Genomic DNA, 18,381 nt, shown 5'->3' with positions numbered 1-18,381 from the left:
ATATTTAGGAGGCAAGCATGGCAGGTCAAAGGCCGTTTAATCCGGGAGTTTCCTTGGCGGGGGCCGTCGATCTTGAAGCGTTGAAGCATCAGGTGAAGGCCGAACCGGGGCAGGCTGGAGGCGCTCCGGCCGCTGGGGGTTACGTGATCGACACCACGGAGAACACGTTCCAGGCCATGGTGCAGACGTCGGCCACGTTCCCGATTCTGCTGTTGCTGTGGGTGCCGACCGATGATCGCCTGTTCGACATGGCACGCCAGTTGGGCGATGCCGTGAACCAGTTAAACGGCCAGATTCAGCTGTCTCGTATTGATATCGCGTCGAATCCGTCAATCGCGCAAGCGTTCCAAGTGCAGGGTGCTCCCGCGTTGTTCGCGTTGATCAACGGCCGCCCGATGCCGATTCTGCAGGGCTTGCCGTCTGCCGAGGAAATGCAGCAGATCGTGGACGCGGCGATTCCGAATCTGGTTGCTGCCGCCCAGCAGGCTGGAGTGACCGGTTCCGCGCCGTATTCGGGCGATCCGGATTCCGATGCGGCGAATTCCGCCGCCGGCGCTCAGGAGGTGCCTCCGGAGCATCAGGAGGCGTATATGCTGGCACAGCAGGGCGATTACGCTGGTGCCGCAGCCGCGTACGAGAAGGTGCTTGAAGCCGATCCGAACGATGCCCGCGCAGCCCGCGAGCGTGCGAAGGCGTTGCTGTTGGCCCGTTCCGCCAATGCGAACGTGCGTGAGGTACGTGCCGCCGCTGCCGACAATCCCGATGATGTTGAAGCGCAGCTTGCCGTTGCTGACATTGATATGATCGGCGGTCAGATTCAGGATGCGTTCGACCGTTTGCTGGATTTCGTTGCGGCCGGTCACAAGGCTGATATTGAGCCGGTGCGCAAGCGTCTGCTGGAATATTTCACGATTCCTGAGCCGACCGACGAGCGTTTGAAGCGTGCCCGCCGTCGCCTCGCCACGCTTATGTACTGATACGTTTATTGACTTAGATACCGTTTTGGGTACCGTTCAACCGTAGGCTGACAACCAAATCGTTCTTTACGGCCTACGGCTGTTTTTTTTTAAAAAAAAGACTTATTCCATACGATTGGTGCCGAAATAGTCAAGGAATTGCGGTCCGTCCGCTTCCAGTTCGGCTTCGAATTCGGATTTCCATCGTGAATATGGATTCGCTGCAAGTCCTTCATTGCTGAACCGCGATTGGTCGGTGATTTCGGTGGTGCAGAATTTCGGGATCACCAGATTGGTGACGGGTCCGATACGTTCCGCTTCCGCAATGATCAGGGGAGCGTTGGTGCCGCCGAATACGTCGATGTTCCAGCCATCTTCGTCGATCCAGTCGGTGAAACGGTTTTTGATGGTTACGTGTCCGCCGCGTTTGATGAGCTCTCCTGCGATGCGCGAATCCAAGTCTCGGCTCGCCTCATAGCGCGTGCCTCCTACGGACGGCCCCTTCACGGTGACTGATCCAAGCTGGAATTCGTCGCGATACTTTTCGAGCACGGCCAGCGGGTCGAGGTCCGGAGTCATGGCGATGCGAACGGACTTTGTTTTCAATCGTACGCGCAACGCGTAATTATCCTGATGAACGTAATAACTTTGCACGATTAATGTCGGACTGTCGCTGTCATCCAACTGCGTTGGCAAAGCACGGCAGAAAAAACGGCGCATGTATTCGAAATCGCCTATATTTCTGCCTGAATCCTCAACCATATTCTCAGTCTAGTGGAAAATACGCGGTAAATGACGTTATTGTGCCGCAAATTATGACGTAATACTCTTCGTTCCCCGTTCTATACTCGTCACCTCCCCTTCATAGTTGGGTATGTTGCCGAAAACCCATTCAGACTTACTTTGCCAACATGATGATTAAGATTCAAAGACCATTTTTCCGTAAAAAGTGTCGCTTTCATCTCAAGGCAGTGTAAAGTAGGTTGACGCACGGGTTTGTAGCTCAGTGGATAGAGCGTCTGTCTCCGGAACAGAAGGTCGTGGGTTCGATCCCCATCAAGCCCACCACAAAGACATGTGAAGGGCCGGGCGCTGAGCCGGTATTTGGAACATGGGACAATGCGCGTCGATTCCATGGGTACAGTGATTGTTTGAGATTGCGTTGTCGTGGTTTGCCGCGGCCTGAACGCAAGCAAGATGCAATAACACATTCTTCAAAGGAGAAACATTATGAGCGAGAAGATGGAAGAGGTTGCGACTTCTGAAGCCCCGGCGGCGCTGGGCGCTTACAGCCAGGCTGTGAAGGCCAACGGTTTCGTGTTCGTCTCCGGCCAGCTGGGCATCGACCCGGCCACCGGCGAACTGGCTGGCGAAACTGCCGGCGAGCAGGCATCCCAGGCGCTGAAGAACATCAAGCACATTCTTGACGCAGCAGGCACAGGCATCGAGCACGTCTGCCGTGCCACCATCTACATGAAGAACGTCGAAGACTTCCATGAGATCGACGACGTGTACGCGCAGGCCTTCATCGGTTCCGTGAAGCCGGCCCGCGTCGCGTTCGGCGGCAATAACATTCCGAAGGGCGCTCTCGTCGAGATCGACGCCATCGCTGTGCTCTGATTTCAGTGCGCTGATTGCAAATCTCCAGGGAATTCCTTTTCAGGCTCGTATGCGGTTTCTTACGCTGCATGCGAGCCTGTTTTGTTTATGCAACCTCATGATTGCCGCAAAAGTGAACAGCAGGCAACATGTTTCCACCGATTTCCGTATAGTAATGCGTTTGGGTATTGTGCAAACGCATGCAAACGCATGCAAATGCAAGAACGCGCCCAGCCAAATATGAAGGAGCAGTCGCGCATGACCGAATCGCAAGTCAACGCATCTACTGCAGGCACTGACGCCGCTGAATCCGCTGAAGTCGAGCAGGGCGGTCTTGAACGTAAGATGGAAACCCGCCATCTGACCATGATTTCGCTGGGTGGCGTGATCGGCACTGGCTTGTTTCTCAGCTCCGGCTACACGATTCACCAAGCCGGCCCTCTTGGCGCGATCATCGCGTATGGCATCGGATCCATACTTGTGTATTTTGTGATGCTCAGCCTCGGCGAACTGTCGGTGGCCATGCCGTATGCCGGCAGTTTCCACCTGTATGCGAAGCGTTTCATCGGCCCCGGCACCGCGTTCACCATCGCCGTGCTGTATTGGTTGAATTGGGCGGTGGCGCTCGCTTCGGAATTCACGGCCGCTGGTCTGCTGATGCAACGTTGGTTTCCTGATTCGCCCGCGTGGATTTGGTCCGCCGCGTTCATTGCAGTGGTGTTCATGCTCAATATTCTGTCGGTGCGACTGTATGGCGAGTCGGAATTCTGGTTTGCGTCCATCAAGGTGTTCGCGATTATCGCGTTCATTGTGGTCGGCTTGCTCGCCATGTTTGGTGCGATTCCGATTGCCGGTTACGATCATGCTCCGCTGTTTGAGAATTTCTATGATGACGGCTGGCTCCCGAATGGTGTGATCCCGATTTTCTCGACGCTGCTGACGGTGGTGTTCGCGTTTTCGGGCACTGAGGTCGTTGGTGTTGCGGCGGGGGAGACGAAGGATCCGGCGCAGGCGATTCCGAAGGCCGTGCATACTACGGTGTTGCGTCTTGCGATTTTCTTCATCGGCTCGATCGCGGTGATGTCCGCGCTGATTCCGTGGCATCAGTCGGGTGTCGACGCGAGTCCGTTTGTGCTCGTGTTCCAGTCGATCGGCATGCCGTTTGCCGGCGATGTGATGAATTTCGTGGTGTTGACGGCGGTGCTGTCCGCTGCGAATTCCGGCTTGTATGTGTGCTCGCGTATGGTTTGGTCGCTTGCGCAGGAGGGTATGATTCCGCGCGCGCTCGGCAAGACGAATTTCCATGGTGTGCCCGTGTTCGCGGTGTTTTTCAGTATGGCCGGATCGCTGTTGGCGTTGCTGTCTTCCGTGGTTGCCGCTTCGACGGTGTATTTGGCGTTGGTTGCGGTTTCCGGCTTGGCCACGCTGGTGGTGTGGGCGTCGGTTTCCGTCTGCCACTTGCGTTTCCGCAAGCAGTGGCTTGCTCAAGGCCATTCGGTTGACGATTTGAAGTATCGTGCCCCCGGTTTTCCGTTCGTGCCGATCGCTGCGATTGTGATGTGCATTGGCGCATTGGTTTTGGTGATTTGCGATCCGTCGCAGCGCTCCACATTGCTGTATATGATTCCGTTCGTTGCGATCTGCTATATCGGCTATTACGCTTCAGTGGCCTGGCACAGGAAGCATGGCAAACTGCAGGATGATACGCGGGGCGATACGCAAGGCTGATTCTGTCTGCATAATCGGTAGACTTGGAGGAATGAGTCCAGAAGCGCTTAGTGAACTGATTTTCAATATTGCCAACAACCTTGTGAACGAAGGCAAGGCAGGCACCTTGACCACCGATCTCATCCCTCCACAGGCCAAATTCGCCGTCATGCGTCCGAAGGACCGCGCGCACGGCGATTGGGCGTCGAACGCGGCCATGCAGCTGGCTAAGAAAGCCGGCATGAAGCCTCATGATTTCGCTGAATTGTTCGCTGCGGAACTTGCCAATGCCGATGGTATCAAGTCCGTGGAAGTGGCCGGCCCCGGCTTCATCAACATTGTGCTTGATTCCGCGTCCGCTGCTGCCGTGGTTGACACCGTGCTCAACGAGGGTACGAACTACGGTAAGAACGACCATCTTTCCGGCAAGACCCTGAATCTTGAGTTCGTTTCCGCCAATCCGACCGGTCCGATCCATATCGGCGGCACCCGTTGGGCTGCGGTCGGCGATTCCATGGCCCGCGTGCTTGAGGCGAACGGTGCCAAGGTGGTGCGCGAATACTATTTCAATGATCATGGCGAGCAGATCAATCGTTTCGCGAAGTCGCTGGTTGCGGCCGCTCACGGTGAGGAAACCCCGATCGACGGTTACAAGGGTGCTTATATCGATGAGATCGCGCGTCGCGTCATCGATGAGGCCAATGCCGACGGCATTGCGATTCTCGACCTGCCGCGCGTCGACGGTGGCGCTGACAACGATGGCAATCCGTTGGGTGAAGGCGATTCCGAACAACGTGAGGAATTCCGCAAGCGTGCAGTGCCGATGATGTTCAACGAAATCCGCAAATCCATGAAGGATTTCCGTGTGAACTTCGACGTGTGGTTCCATGAGAACAGCCTGTATTCCGACGGCGAAGTCGACAAGGCCATTGCTGATCTGCGTGAACGCGGCGATATTTACGAAAAGGATGGCGCAACCTGGTTCGAGTCCACCAAGCATGGTGACGACAAGGATCGTGTGATCATCAAATCCGACGGCAACTACGCGTATTTCGCAGCTGATATTGCTTACTATCGCAACAAGCGCCATCGTGACAATGATCCGGCAGACATCGCCATTTACATGCTGGGTGCCGACCATCACGGCTATATCGGCCGCATGATGGCCATGTGCGCCGCATTCGGCGACGAACCTGGCGAAAACATGCAGATTCTTATCGGACAGCTTGTCAACGTGCTGAAGGACGGCAAGGCAGTGCGCATGTCGAAGCGTGCCGGCAATGTGGTGACCATTGACGATCTGACCGACGCTATCGGCGTGGATGCTTCTCGTTATTCGTTGGCACGCACCGACTACAATTCCCCGGTCGATATCGACCTGAACCTGCTCGCTTCGCATTCCAACGAGAATCCGGTGTACTACGTGCAGTACGCGCACGCCCGCTCCTGCAATGTGGACCGCAACGCAGCCGCCGCAAACATCACCTACGAGGGTGCCGACGTGAGTCTGCTCGACACCGCCGCCGACGGCGAAGTGCTTGCCGCGCTCGCCCAGTGGCCGGCCCTGCTGCGCGAAGCCGGCGACCTGCGCGCCCCACATCGTGTGGCCCACTACTTGGAAGATCTTGCAGCCACCTACCACAAGTGGTACAACGTGGAACGCGTGGTGCCTATGGAACTCACCGATCCGGAAGCTCGCGGCGAACAGGCCGAAGCTCTGCGCATTGCCAAGGCTCCGGAACCGGCTCGTGCGGCTGCACGTTTGAAGCTCAATGACGCAGTCAAGACGGTTATCGCCGAAGGTCTTGACCTGCTTGGCGTCGCAGCCCCAGACCGGATGTGATCGCCATGGCAGTCACCCCCATCTGGCCGGCCGGCTCCGACGTGAACGAACAAGGTGAAATCACGTTCCATGGCCGCACTGCCGAAAGCCTACTGAACGAATTCGGTTCGCCGCTCTACGTTATCGACACTGATGACGTGCGAGCCCGTGCCACTAAATTCGTCAAGTCCGCGGCAAATGCGTTCAACAACACCGTAACCCACGTCAGTTTCGCCGGGAAAGCACTGCTTTCCAAGGAGATCTGCCGCATCGTCACCGAATCCGGCATGCTGATTGACGCCTGCACCATGGGCGAGATGCGTATCGCGCTTGCCGCAGGCGTTCCCGGAAGACGACTCGTGCTGCACGGCAACAACAAGTCCGATGCGGAAATCGAACTCGCCATTACCGAAGGCTTCGCCAAAATCGTGGTGGACGAGCCGAACGAGCCGGCCCGTATCGCCGAAATCGCCAAGCGTCTCGGCAAGCGCGCTCGCGTGATGTTGCGTGTTACGTCCGGCATTCATGCGGGCGGTCACGAGTTCGTGTCTACCGCGCACGAAGACCAGAAGTTCGGCGTCGCCTTGCTGCCGGCCGGTGCCGATGCGAGCAAGCTGAACGTGCTTGACGATCTGACCGACGTGACCCCCGCAGGCTCGAACGCACGCCTAGGCGAAAGCGAAAGCGCAGAACGCCAGCTGCAGTACGACATCAAATACCCGTACGACATGAGCCACGAGAAGGTTTCCGAAGGCGACCGCAAACTCGCCGAAGCCATGACCATGGTGGCTGATGGTCCCGCGCTCGCCGTATTGAAGGAGATCTACCGCCATCAGGACGTGCTCGAACTGGTCGGCGTGCATTCGCATATCGGTTCGAACATTCACGATGCGGACGCCTTCATTCAGGCCGCGAAGCGCATGATGCTGCTGCGCAAGACCTTCTACGCCACCGACGCATACACACTGCCGGAGGTTGACTTGGGCGGCGGCTATTCCGTGGCCTACACCGATGGCGAGGATTCCATGGATCTCGATACGGAACTTGCCCGCCTTGCCGATGCGGTCACCGCCGTGAATCGCGCGCTTGGCATGCCCGCTCCGGTCATTTCGTTCGAGCCTGGCCGTTGGACGGTCGCTCCGACCGGCGTCACCTTGTATCGCGTGGGCACGGTCAAGCCGGTTCAGCTTGCCGGAAACGCGAAAGACAAGGCCGGAAATCCGGTTACGGAACGCGTGTACGTGTCTGTTGACGGCGGTATGAGCGACAATATTCGCCCGGCATTGTACGGATCGGATTACACTGCGAAAATCGCCAATCGTGAGGGTTCCAGCGAAACCAAGTTGTGCCGTGTGGTCGGCATGCATTGCGAATCGGGCGATATCCTCGTCAACGAGGTGCGTCTTCCTGCCGACATTCAGCGCGGTGACGTGCTTGCGGTGCCTGTTACGGGCGCATACGGTCGCACGATGGCCAGCAACTACAATCAGGCGCTGATTCCTGCGGTTGTTGCCGTATCCGAGCAAGATGCGCATGTGATGATCCGCCGTCAGACGGTCGACGATCTGCTGGATTGGGATGTGAGCGAATAGCGATTCGTGGCGTTTCGCTCGTGTTTCGTATTGTTCATGGCGATTCGTCTCAAATTGCGGACGCAATATGGACGCAGCATGGATGCAGCATGGACGGTTTTCGGGGCAAAGCTCAGAAACCGTCCATTTTCGTATGATTTCGCGGTCTTACGTCATATCGGGACCGTACAATAGGCAGGGTTACACCAATACTTCACATTCAAGGGAGGATGCCTTGGCACAGGAAGATGTTGCGCCGATTCGCGTTGGATTGTTGGGCGCGGGCACGGTCGGCTCTCAGACCGCACGCCTGCTGGTGGAGCAGAAGGAAGAGCTTGCCGCACGCATCGGTCGACCGGTCGAATTGACCGGCGTCGCCTGCCTTGATCCGTCGGAAACCGACCCGTTCCCGTGGATCGACAAGTCCGTGGTGACCACCGACACCATGAGCGTGGCCACCAATGCCGACATTGTGGTCGAGCTGATCGGTGGAACCGGCGTGGCCCGCAAGTTCGTGCTTGCGGCCATCGAATCCGGCGCTTCCGTGGTCACCGCCAACAAGGCGTTGCTGGCCAAGTATGGTCCGGAAATCTATGCGGCCGCCGAAGCCAAGGGCGTTGACATTTACTTCGAAGCCTCCGTGGGCGGTGCGATTCCGTTCCTCAAGCCGCTGCGCGAATCCCTCGTCGGAGACAAGGTGACGAGTATGCTCGGCATCGTCAACGGCACTACGAATTACATTCTTGACGAAATGACCACCAAGGGCCTCGACTTTGACGACGTGTTGAAGGACGCTCAGGCCAAGGGTTATGCCGAAGCTGATCCGACCGGAGACATCGAGGGCTACGATGCGGCCAACAAGGCGGCCATCATGGCCACGCTTGGCTTCCACACCAACGTGACCATCGACGATGTGTCTGTTGAGGGCATCACCAAGATCACCGCCGACGATATTGCCGCCGCAACCTCCGAAAACAAGGTCATCAAGCTGCTGGCCGTGGTGGAGAACGGCGAGGCCGGCGTGTCTGCCCGCGTGTATCCGGCGCTGATTTCCAACGATCATCCGCTGGCTTCTGTGCACGGCTCTTTCAACGCGGTGTTTGTGAAGGCCGAAGCGGCCGACGATCTCATGTTCTACGGCCGTGGCGCTGGCGGCGCTCCGACCGCTTCCGCGGTGGTCGGCGATGTGGTGACCGAGGCTCGTCACATCGCACAGGGCTGCACCGGCCCGGCCATTCCGCTGTATAAGGATTTGAAGAAGGCTCCGATCGAGGCTTCCAAGGCCGAGTTCGCCGTGCGTTTCGTGATTCACGACAATCCGGGCGTGCTGGCAGCCATTGCGGCCAAGTTCGCCGAGCATGGCGTGTCCATCAATGGTGTGAACCAGGACCTCAAGCCTACGCTGAAGGATCCGGGTTATGATGGCGAACTGCAGCAGCTGCGCTTGGTCACGCACATGACCGACGAGCTTACCCTGCGTGAAACCGTGAAAGACGTGTGCGCACTCGACTGCGTGGTCGGAGAGCCTTCCATCCTCCGCGTGCTTAACTAACAGTCATGAGACGGCTGCTCAAATCGTTGCGATTGGGCAGCCGTCTCTTTGTTCATATTCCGGCTGCTGTGTTGGGCAATTGCTTGCCGATTGTTTGCTGAATTACCTGCCGATTATGGGCTTGAATTTGACTCTTGTACCCTTTCGGGTATACGGTGCTACATTTGTAAAAAATATGTGACGAAGGACGACGAGAGATGACTCCAGTTACTCGTAAAGTACGCGTACGTGTTCCGGCCACCAGCGCCAACCTTGGTTCTGGCTTCGATACGGTCGGACTTGCTCTGGACTACCACGACGAACTTGAATTCACACTGAGCGCCGATCCGGTGAACACTGCGGCTCAGGTGATGATCGAAGGCGAAGGCGCCGATACCCTCCCGCGTGACGAAACCCACTTGGTGGTTTCCACGTTCCGCCGCGCATGCCAGACCTTCGGTCTGGGGCGTGTGGGCTTCATTCTTCAGGCTTACAACAACATTCCTCAGGCGCGAGGCATGGGCTCTTCCGCCGAAGCCATTGTGGCCGGCATTGCCGCCGCGGCCGCTTTCGCGCAGGATGACGAACTCAACCGTGATGCCGTGTTCGAGCTTGCCGCCGCCATCGAAGGCCATCCGGACAACGTGGCTCCTGCCGTGTATGGCGGCCTGACCATGTCTTGGGACATGGAAACCCCCGAAGGTGTCGGTTCCGTGCCGATTCCAGGCGGCGAGCCGCTGCACAATGGCTTCCATACCATCAACTATCGTGTTGCCGACGATCTGACAGCCGCCGTGTTCGTACCGGATTATGAACTGTCCACCGAAAAGGCGCGTCAGGCGCTGCCGGGACAGCTGGCGTTCAAGGATGCCGTGCACAACGTGTCTCGCGTGAGCCTGCTGCCGGCTGCCATGAATCCTGCGATGCTGGCGACTGGCCAGCGTCAGAACGCCAACGCATTGCTGTTCGCTGCCACGCAGGATCGCCTGCATCAGTCGTATCGCGCTCCTTTGATGGAGCCGTCGTGGGCGCTGATCCAAAAGCTGCGTTCCCGCGGTTTCGCTTCCACTGTTTCCGGTGCCGGCCCATGCGTGCTGGTGCTTCATCACGGCGACGCCCGCGAACAGTTGGAACAGCTTGCTTCCGAAGAGCTCGCTTCCGGCCATTGGCGTGTGCTGCATTTGGGCATCGACACCAAGGGTGTGCAGGTGGAACGCGTATGAGCAATCCCATTCCGCTGATTCTCGCCTCCAAATCCAAGCCCCGCCGTGACGTGCTCTTCTCGGCGGGCATTTGCCCTACGATTCGCGTATCGAACGTGGACGAGCCGGCAGCGCTTGAGCGCGAAGCGGCTGTCAGGGGCGTTGCCGTAAGCGATCTGAGCGTGGAACAGCGGGTGATGATTCTCGCTACGGCCAAAGCCGAAGCCGTGCATCAGGCGTATCGTAACGTTGCTTCCACCGCCGCGGCTGCGCACGGCGATCGCGTGATCGGATATCCGCTGAAAGCCGTTGCCAAATCTTCCGAACATTCAGATAATGCTGAAAATACTGGAGATTCTGCATCTTTAGAACATCCTCGTATTACATTGCGTGCGGACGAAGTGCAGTCCGCCTCCGACGTAAATACCCGCGATTTTTCTGGAATCACCATTCCTACGATCACTGAATCGATTGCTGATTTCGTTGATGGCAAGCCGAGCCTGACCCGCGCGAAAGTCGGTCCGCTGATTCTTGGCTGCGATTCCATGTTCCTGCTTGACGGCGAATGTTACGGCAAGCCGCATAGTGCTGAGGTGGCTCGGAAACGACTGCGTGCCATGCGTGGTGCCACCGGTGAGTTGTGGACGGGCCATTGCCTGATCGACTTTGCCACCGGGCGTTTCGCGCGAGGCGCGAGCAGGGCCACGCTGCACTTCTGCGAATATTCCGACACCGATATCGAACGGTACATCGCTACTGGAGAACCGTTGGAAGTGGCTGGTTCCTTCACGCTTGAGGGCTTCGGTGGAGCGTTCATTGACTCCATCGAAGGCGATCCGCACGGCATTATCGGCTTGAGCCTTCCGCTGGCGCGCCGTTTGGCCGCCGAGCTTGGCGTGGAATGGACCGATCTGTGGAATGTGACGCGAGCCGATCAAGAACCGAACGTTGAACACGATTCGCGAACCGGTGCTGCAAAACCGCTTCCTCCCAAGGAAAACGTGCATCAGCCGGGTGATGGTTGGATTGATTGCGATTGCGGCCGCAAGCATTGGGGCATGAACGGCGCGTCCGGCGTGCTGCTGGCCCGCCGAAGCGAACAGACCGGTGAGGTGACGCATGTGGTCATGCAGCATCGTGCGGTATGGAGTGCGGAAGGCGGTACGTGGGGCATTCCAGGAGGTGCCACCGCCGACGGTGAAAGCCCGATCGAGGGTGCACTGCGCGAATCCTATGAGGAAGCCAACATTACCCCTGAAGATATTGACGTGGTCGGATCGTACTGCGAAGACCACGGACCGTGGGCGTACACCACCGTGTTCGCTTTCGAAAAGCCGGGGCATCATGTCAATCCCAAGCCGAATGACGACGAAAGCATGGAAATCGAATGGGTGCCGATTGAGGAAGTCCCCAATCGTAAACTGTTAACCGCCATGCGTACCGACTGGCCCAATTTCGCGTCGCGGTTGCGCAGCTTGGCTCGGAACTGTTAGCTTCCAGAGTCTCTTTTGGTGCGTGGTATCGGCGTTGGTTTTTCGCTGATACCACGCGTGGTCGTAGCTTCTGTTTGATTGGACGCTCATACTATTCGGGCTTTGTGGCGATGCTGCACGTGTTTGCCTGACTATGAGCAGCAAATGAGTTATTAGAGCAATGTCAGATTGCTCTCATTTGGCATCGTGGCAAAAAGAATCCACATATCATCCTTTTCGACAGTAAGGGTTCCATGAATAGTTTTCAGTTGCGCTGATAATGCTGATAAGCCATATTGGCTTTTCGGAAGTTCTGTGGTTGGCTGAGTATCATTGTGCGACGAATTATATAGGGGATTGATTTGTGTGATTTCCAAGGTTCGTTCATTAGACAGGATGGAAAGATCATAACGGCATCCAGTTGGTGCGTGGCGTGCTATATTGGCGTAAATCTCGTTCAGTAGCATGACAAATAAGTGTTGTTCCGACTCGTTGAGGCGAATCGCTATCGAGTCATCAAGTATGCTTTTGCCTGAGAATCCTAAGTGATGCAAGTTATCGTCATGGTGTTTTAGCAGCGTATGGAGATACTGGTTAAACGGTGTTTCCGATGCCGATGCAGTGGTTACGTTTTTTCCGTGATGCTGAAGGTTTTCAATGATGAGATGAGTCTGTTTCAAAGCATTCAAGGCTTCTTGATTGATGAAGTCCCAAGATTGGTTGGAATCTGATTGATTCAACCTCATTTGACGTTGAGCCGTTCGAGCAATGAGCGACAAGCTATTGGTGATTGCATCATGCAACTGTGTCGCAGTATTGATATCTCGTTCTCTATTGTTAAGCAGCATGTGTAAATGCTCCGCTTCGCGGCGCCGCCGCAATGCGTCCTCTTGCCAACGCAAACCGCATCCCAGCAATGCTGTAAGCGCTAGAGCAATTAAGGTAGACGACAAAGTTCTTATATCGTTCCAGGAATGTGTCCAGAGCATTCCGATTGTTTGGATTCCGCAGATCAGTACTGATGCTATCAAGGAGGTGATATTGCTGTTGCGAAAACATAAGAAACCAAAGGCGACAAGCAAGGAATACAACGATGTCGGTCCAGAATCGTTCTGAAGCAGTGTGCCGCATAGATTGATAAGTAAAGCCGTTCCGAATGCGGCACGAGGATAAGCCGGGGAAAATGCGATGCATGCGATCTGAGAAATCGTCAGTACCCAAACATATGGTGAGTTGGAAGGATGAAAGGCCCAAGTGCATAAAACCATTGATTCTGCTATGAGAATGATGGTTATCGTAATCGGGGATAGTGGACACCGGGAGATGATTTGACGATGCATGAGATTATCTTCCGCCGAGCCATATGGCGACGGCTTGTCGAGCGGTTTTCGCCTTCATTTTTTTCATGATGTTGTGCATATGTCTGCGTACGGTCGCTTCCTTGACTCCTATTACAGCACTTATCTCGCGGTCGGTAAGCCCCTTTTCGGATACCAGGCCGATAACCTCTTCCTCTCGTACGGTCAATAAAGGTGAAGTTTTTTCATGTTTGAGCCGAGTTTGTGCCAGGATTGGTGTTTCGAATCCCGGTAAGGAATCACTTCTCTGTAACGTGGCGATGGCTTGAATGATGGCTTTCTCGTCATTCTTGCTCACTAGGCCTTGCACTCCTGCTCGTCGTGCCTTATGTTCATATGAGGATAAGGAAAAGCTGGTGACTGCCAACAGCCGTGTCTTTGTGTTGGTTAGTCTTATTCTTCTGCATAGTGAATCTCCTTGAATACCTTCGAGGGACATGTCTGTGATTAGGATGTCTGGTATGTCTTCGAAACGGGAGCAGTGTTCAAGGGCGTGCTGAGCGTCCATGGACGTCCAAAGTAGTGAAGCAAACGTTGCTTGTTCTTTGATGAGTTGTGTGAGTGCCGCCAACGCCATAGGATCGTTGTCCACCACGGCGATACGGCAGAATGAAAACGACTTGCTTGGGTTGTCCGCTGAAACCGTCATGCCTCCTCGATTCTTCCGAAGCGATTTGAAAGCAAACCTTTTATAAAAGGATAGGTTTCATTTGTATCGGATGCATTGCATTGTCTGCGAGAACTATAGTTGAATGTTGAAGACAGCGTTTTGAATCGGCTCCAAACGGTGAGAAATGACTACGACCGTGTGATCTTTGGCAAACATTTGTATTGCGTTGGATACTTTTCTCTCTGATTCCGCATCTAGATGAGAGGTCGGCTCATCCAAGATGATGATGGGTGTATTCCGTAGAAAACCTCGGATGATACTTAATCGTTGCATTTCTCCGGCAGATGCGTCGGAAATCAGATCAGAAAGAGCTGAGTCCAACCCATCGGGCAGCTTGCGATAGAACGATGTCAAACCAAATGGTTCAAACCAGCGAAGCACGGTACTGTCTGAGATGTTACGACCGAGCGTTAAGGATTCGCGTAAGGTTCTTCCATATAGGGGAGACTCCTGCAGGACAAGGGACACAAGATGTTCGCGAATGAATTTTCCTCCAAGTTGTTCGATGGTTTGTGTCCCATATTGGATTTGCCCTTCGGAAGGGGTGATGATTCCGATGGCAGTCAGAGCGAGGGTTGTTTTCCCCGAGCCAGACGGCCCAGTTACGGAAACAAGCCCGTTCTCGGGAAGCTCAAAAGACATAGCTTGAAATACAGCAGGGGAGTATGGGGAATATTGGACTGAAACATTGTCAAATCGAAGTTGGTGACATGAGTTTGCTAATTCGAGATTCCCCGTTAAGGTATGGGTGACCTGATTGTCGCCGATGAGAGGCTTGAGCCGCTCAAATGCGGCTAAGGCGGAAGCGATGCTGCTGATGGATGAGGTGAAGCTTCCTAGGGGAGAAACCAATACCAGTAGGAAAGTAATGATTACGGCCAAGGATTGATATGAAAGGTCGTTGGAAGCTATTCTCATGCTTCCAAGGAATATGACGATAATCAAAAAGAATTGGGCTGCAAGTGAAGATATAGGTGACAGAATCGCTAGAATACGGGCTAGTTTTTTTGATGAATGAAATAAACTTTCTGAAGCTAAAGTATAATTTCTAATTGATTGTGTTTCCAAGTTGTTTGCTTTTACAAAAATGGCACTTGAAGCAAATTTCTGAATATTCTCACCGATATGGGAATACTGCTGCTGGATGCTCTTAGTGAGTTTTGCGATCTGTTTTCCTGAGATAAGAGAAATTATCAGGATTAATGCAAGTAAGAAGATAGTGGTCAAAGAAAGAAGGGGGTCAATAATGATGATAGTGATTGTGGAGCACAATATAAGTAAGATTGTTCCAGGTAAGGAAAGAACTTGAGGGCTGACGATGTTTTTTGCAACTGTGATATCTGAGATTGTTCTCGATGCTAGTTCGCCGTTGGAGTATCTTGCCAACTCTGAAGTACTAAGGTTAAAAATATGTCGTCCAACTAATAATTGAAGCTTAAGTACAAAGCGCTGGGAAAGCAGCTGGCTGCAATAATTGGTTAAAGCATTGAGTAGTGAGTTGCTGACGAATAAAAGAAACAGAATAATACAATATTGAATATCGATGGTGCCGTTCGATGAAAAAAAGCCCACGAGGCTTCCGATATATAGAGGTTGTACATATATTAATATATTGGAAAAAATATTGATGAAAATGAGAAGAAAAATAAGGATTTTTGATCCTCGTAGAAGGGTGTATAGGACGGATGGCATAGTTTTCTCCTCAAAGTATTGCTCATTATGATAGTGGATGAATTCAATATGAATTCATCCACTAGATTTGGTCTTTTTAGCAGATCAAGAGAGAAATCGAACTAAACTTTTTGCAACTGAATGCAACGCTGACGGAGGACGCGCCTGCTGTGCGTTCGGTTTCTTCGACATACAGAGCTTGCATTTGGAGAATCTCGTTCATTGTGGCCACCTCCTTTCCGATAATGGGAATCCGGGGAAAATGGATAAGACGTTACCGCTCAATGCATAAATCCAGCCTATTGTTCCGGTGGCAAGGTCATCTGAAAAACGATATGAAAAATCGCCTGGTGCATACAGTGATTCGTCATCGCTTTTCTGAATGAGAAAAAGCGATGCATAATCGAGCGCAATCTGTCTGGAGGTTTGATCATGGCCTGAAAGGGTAAGAAGTGTGCCAATGAGTCCGGCTTCTCCTTTAAAAAGACCGGCGTGTGCGCAGGGGCGCGCGATTAGGGCGTTATGTATGGATGCTAGATGCTCTTGTTGATGATTTCGGGTGCTTGGATATTGCGTTCTGCGTTGCATTGTAAGACTCACGCCTGCGCTCCCAAGTGAGAAATATGGCATCAAACGAGAATCGTCGGTTGCCAGATTGCATATGCCGTCGGTAATGTTCAGACGTTGCAGATCTTGCTGAAGGCATGTATCGGCAAGGTCCAGATACTTTTGTGACGAAGTGATGTCGTACATACGCATGCATGCCAAGGAAACACCGGACCAGCCATATAGCAACCCTGTTGGTGTTGCGCTGGAGTCGTATATGAGGGTATTGTTGGGCTCCGTAAGCACTGCAGCGCATCGTTCTATGCATTCTTCTGCGATTTTGAGGGATATATTATCGTGATAATGTTCGTGATAGTACGTAAGGGCAAGAATTATTCCTGCATATCCCGATTCGATGGAGATGGAAGTAATGCCTTTGGAATCAGAAGATGCGATATGCTCTGCGAGCATGTGAACGATATGTTGCGCGATATGCCGTTGCTTGGCTCTGATTGCAAGTTCGATTATTCCGGCTATCCCGGTGAATAAACCATATGAGAAATATCCTTCAATATAGCTGGGAAGATTGGAATCAATAGTGTTGAGCCACTCTGGAAGTTTTGCCCGTAATGCTGGATGATCGGGTGTAAAATCAAGGAGTGTTTTCCAAACTCCGGCTCCGCCGTAGGCCAAGGAGTATCGGTTTAATCGGTGTTCATATTGAAGTGGATCTCCATGAATGAGACTTGGTGAAGACCAGTCGATTGCAGCTGAGAGTGAGTCGCGTAAATCTTTGACGATTCCCTGTATGCTGGTGGGGCGATATTGTTTGGATGCGACGAGAGCGGTTTGGTTTGCTGACGCATCGATACCTTCTGATTGTGCGGCATGAAGGATAGCGTTAAGGATTGTGCTTCCTTCCAGGCCGTACTCAGAGGCGATCCATTGTTGCATTTCTTTAGGTTTGTTTGATCCCAGCATTTCGATAGTGCTTATCGGAAGTAAAGCGCCTCGAATTGAACGGTAAAGGCCTGTCCAATCTCTTGTGTTCAATGGGTCGTTGACCGAATCAAGATACCCAGGTGTGCCGATGGAAAGAGAGTGATCGTAGTCGTGAAGGACTGCTGTCTCAAAATCAATGAAAACCCCTTGGCCGGTATCAGGGTTAACGATAATATTATGCGGTTGAATATCTCCGTGCGCATATCCTTCTTTGTGTAATTGCAAGAGTGTTTGCGTCAGATTCTTGACAATAATTTGTAATGTGTTCAAATACTGCGCAGTTGCTTCAGCGGACTTGCTTCGGCTGAAAGGATAGTTTAAAGCGAGCCATCGGCCCAGTGTCATCGATTGTTCAAAGGTCTCTACGATATAGTGATGCTCCCAGGCGTCGAATTCGTCGATAATATGGGGTACTCCGTTAAACTTTTCAAGAGCTCTTAGTATTTGTGCTTCATGCTTGATTCTTGCTATGGCATCATGACCTGAGGCGTCCAAGCCGCAATGTGGACGTCCTTCTTTCATGATGTAGTCGGTACTGTCTTTTGAAACTTGATATATGCCTCCGCCTGTGCTGAAGTGAAGAGCTTTTCGTACCTCAAATCCATGGAAATCAGGAACTTGTTCGCCGGATTCCTGCGCACGTTGATCCTGAGTAAGAAAGGCTGGTGTTGTTACCCAATTGGGAACTCGATAATAGGGAACTCTGGCATCCTCCACATATGATCCATCAGGTTTTATGACGCATAATGTCCCTGTGGGGTCCTGAATCTTCTGAAATCCACCATAGCGGTAAAAAATCGGCCCTTGTTTGTATCGCATGTCACTCAGGATGTATGGTGCGGAACGATACTCCACGAGAAGCGCATCCAAATGGGTTATAGTGTGTTTAAGGTCAGTTTCATTGGGATATATGGTGATGAATTTACCGCATGCCGCACGATTTCCGCTCTTTGAATTCTTGAGTAACAGTTTCCTTGGGGTTGTTGTAAATTTAAACGAAATGCTGTTCTCGAAACAATATGACGATACAATGGACAGCACCTGTTGAGCATTGCCTAAAGTGGATGATACATGTAATTTCCACCCTTGGATTGGAAGTATATGCTGTGCCGGTGCCACGTAAGACCAGTAATCGTCTGTGATCTTAATCCAGTTATTGGGCGGGTTGATGGCATACTCACGACTGTTGATGTCCGGGGTGGCGGGGGTGTAATGCAACCCAGGTTGACCAATGAAATCTCTATATTTTCCGTTCATGGTTTCCCTCTTTCCTA

13 protein-coding genes, 1 tRNA gene and 2 pseudogenes are annotated in these 18,381 nt (G+C 53.2%); 10 read left to right on the top strand and 6 right to left on the bottom strand.

Translation table 11 applies throughout. The features are described 5' to 3' along the window. The first annotated feature begins 17 nt into the window (after nucleotides 1-17). Complete coding sequence (locus CE168_RS07340; RefSeq protein ID WP_099571776.1) at nucleotides 18-977, top strand: tetratricopeptide repeat protein; 960 nt, start codon at nucleotides 18-20, stop codon at nucleotides 975-977. A gap of 102 nt (nucleotides 978-1,079) precedes the next feature. On the opposite strand, the gene CE168_RS07335 is transcribed toward CE168_RS07340, so the two are convergent. Beyond that, nucleotides 1,080-1,718, bottom strand: coding sequence for a hypothetical protein (locus CE168_RS07335; protein WP_099571775.1), 639 nt, complete (start codon nucleotides 1,716-1,718; stop codon nucleotides 1,080-1,082). Nucleotides 1,719-1,948: 230 nt separating this feature from the next. Between CE168_RS07335 and CE168_RS07330 the strand changes: the two genes are divergently transcribed. The 9 genes and pseudogenes from CE168_RS07330 to CE168_RS07295 all read left to right on the top strand — a co-directional run. Beyond that, nucleotides 1,949-2,024, top strand: a tRNA-Arg gene (locus tag CE168_RS07330). A 162-nt stretch (nucleotides 2,025-2,186) separates the two neighbouring features. Continuing rightward, nucleotides 2,187-2,576: a Rid family detoxifying hydrolase gene (locus CE168_RS07325; protein ID WP_099571774.1), complete on the top strand. Its 390-nt coding sequence runs from the start codon at nucleotides 2,187-2,189 to the stop codon at nucleotides 2,574-2,576. Between the two features lie 324 nt (nucleotides 2,577-2,900). Further along, on the top strand, nucleotides 2,901-4,283 hold the full coding sequence (locus tag CE168_RS07320) for an amino acid permease (protein WP_099571814.1): 1,383 nt from the start codon (nucleotides 2,901-2,903) through the stop codon (nucleotides 4,281-4,283). Nucleotides 4,284-4,314: 31 nt separating this feature from the next. After that, nucleotides 4,315-6,105, top strand: coding sequence for an arginine--tRNA ligase (gene argS / locus CE168_RS07315; RefSeq protein ID WP_099571773.1), 1,791 nt, complete (start codon nucleotides 4,315-4,317; stop codon nucleotides 6,103-6,105). A 5-nt stretch (nucleotides 6,106-6,110) separates the two neighbouring features. Further along, on the top strand, nucleotides 6,111-7,676 hold the full coding sequence (locus CE168_RS07310; RefSeq protein WP_099571813.1) for a diaminopimelate decarboxylase family protein: 1,566 nt from the start codon (nucleotides 6,111-6,113) through the stop codon (nucleotides 7,674-7,676). A gap of 214 nt (nucleotides 7,677-7,890) precedes the next feature. After that, the gene (locus tag CE168_RS07305; RefSeq protein ID WP_099571772.1) at nucleotides 7,891-9,207 is read left to right on the top strand and encodes a homoserine dehydrogenase; all 1,317 of its coding nucleotides are present in this window, start codon (nucleotides 7,891-7,893) and stop codon (nucleotides 9,205-9,207) included. Nucleotides 9,208-9,404: 197 nt separating this feature from the next. Beyond that, a complete protein-coding gene (gene thrB, locus CE168_RS07300; protein ID WP_099571771.1) occupies nucleotides 9,405-10,409 on the top strand; it encodes a homoserine kinase in 1,005 nt (334 codons plus the stop codon). Beyond that, nucleotides 10,406-10,715 (top strand): annotated as a pseudogene (locus CE168_RS09385) (Maf family protein); the annotation flags it as partial. The gene thrB and the pseudogene CE168_RS09385, both read left to right, overlap by 4 nt. A 92-nt stretch (nucleotides 10,716-10,807) precedes the next feature. Then, nucleotides 10,808-11,881, top strand: a pseudogene (locus CE168_RS07295) (Maf family protein); the annotation flags it as partial. Between the two features lie 152 nt (nucleotides 11,882-12,033). On the opposite strand, the gene CE168_RS08960 reads toward CE168_RS07295, so the two are convergent. The 5 genes from CE168_RS08960 to lanKC all read right to left on the bottom strand — a co-directional run bounded on the left by CE168_RS08960 (nucleotide 12,034) and on the right by lanKC (nucleotide 18,364). Further along, nucleotides 12,034-13,128, bottom strand: coding sequence for a hypothetical protein (locus tag CE168_RS08960; protein ID WP_143433416.1), 1,095 nt, complete (start codon nucleotides 13,126-13,128; stop codon nucleotides 12,034-12,036). Between the two features lie 76 nt (nucleotides 13,129-13,204). After that, nucleotides 13,205-13,867, bottom strand: coding sequence for a response regulator transcription factor (locus CE168_RS07285; protein WP_099571768.1), 663 nt, complete (start codon nucleotides 13,865-13,867; stop codon nucleotides 13,205-13,207). Nucleotides 13,868-13,960: 93 nt separating this feature from the next. Beyond that, nucleotides 13,961-15,580: an ABC transporter ATP-binding protein gene (locus tag CE168_RS07280; protein WP_099571767.1), complete on the bottom strand. Its 1,620-nt coding sequence runs from the start codon at nucleotides 15,578-15,580 to the stop codon at nucleotides 13,961-13,963. A gap of 76 nt (nucleotides 15,581-15,656) precedes the next feature. Next, nucleotides 15,657-15,782: a class III lanthipeptide gene (locus CE168_RS09380; RefSeq protein WP_099571766.1), complete on the bottom strand. Its 126-nt coding sequence runs from the start codon at nucleotides 15,780-15,782 to the stop codon at nucleotides 15,657-15,659. Then, nucleotides 15,779-18,364, bottom strand: a complete 2,586-nt coding sequence (gene lanKC / locus CE168_RS07270) for a class III lanthionine synthetase LanKC (RefSeq protein ID WP_099571765.1) — start codon at nucleotides 18,362-18,364, stop codon at nucleotides 15,779-15,781. Before lanKC ends, CE168_RS09380 begins: the two co-directional genes overlap by 4 nt. Nucleotides 18,365-18,381: the final 17 nt, after the last annotated feature.

Origin of the sequence: Bifidobacterium sp. N5G01 (assembly GCF_002742425.1) — a bacterium.
GTDB lineage: Bacteria > Actinomycetota > Actinomycetes > Actinomycetales > Bifidobacteriaceae > Bifidobacterium > Bifidobacterium hominis.
Note: the sequence above shows the minus strand (reverse complement) of the source record. Positions and strands in the feature narration are given on the sequence as shown.

Coding starts and splice junctions, on each gene's coding strand:
- thrB (WP_099571771.1), top strand. CDS start 9,405: ATGACTCCAGTTACTCGTAAAGTACGCGTACGTGTTCCGGCCACCAGC.
- CE168_RS07310 (WP_099571813.1), top strand. CDS start 6,111: ATGGCAGTCACCCCCATCTGGCCGGCCGGCTCCGACGTGAACGAACAA.
- CE168_RS09380 (WP_099571766.1), bottom strand. CDS start 15,782: ATGAACGAGATTCTCCAAATGCAAGCTCTGTATGTCGAAGAAACCGAA.
- CE168_RS07325 (WP_099571774.1), top strand. CDS start 2,187: ATGAGCGAGAAGATGGAAGAGGTTGCGACTTCTGAAGCCCCGGCGGCG.
- CE168_RS08960 (WP_143433416.1), bottom strand. CDS start 13,128: ATGGTTTTATGCACTTGGGCCTTTCATCCTTCCAACTCACCATATGTT.
- CE168_RS07340 (WP_099571776.1), top strand. CDS start 18: ATGGCAGGTCAAAGGCCGTTTAATCCGGGAGTTTCCTTGGCGGGGGCC.
- lanKC (WP_099571765.1), bottom strand. CDS start 18,364: ATGAACGGAAAATATAGAGATTTCATTGGTCAACCTGGGTTGCATTAC.
- CE168_RS07285 (WP_099571768.1), bottom strand. CDS start 13,867: ATGACGGTTTCAGCGGACAACCCAAGCAAGTCGTTTTCATTCTGCCGT.
- CE168_RS07280 (WP_099571767.1), bottom strand. CDS start 15,580: ATGCCATCCGTCCTATACACCCTTCTACGAGGATCAAAAATCCTTATT.
- CE168_RS07335 (WP_099571775.1), bottom strand. CDS start 1,718: ATGGTTGAGGATTCAGGCAGAAATATAGGCGATTTCGAATACATGCGC.
- argS (WP_099571773.1), top strand. CDS start 4,315: ATGAGTCCAGAAGCGCTTAGTGAACTGATTTTCAATATTGCCAACAAC.
- CE168_RS07320 (WP_099571814.1), top strand. CDS start 2,901: ATGGAAACCCGCCATCTGACCATGATTTCGCTGGGTGGCGTGATCGGC.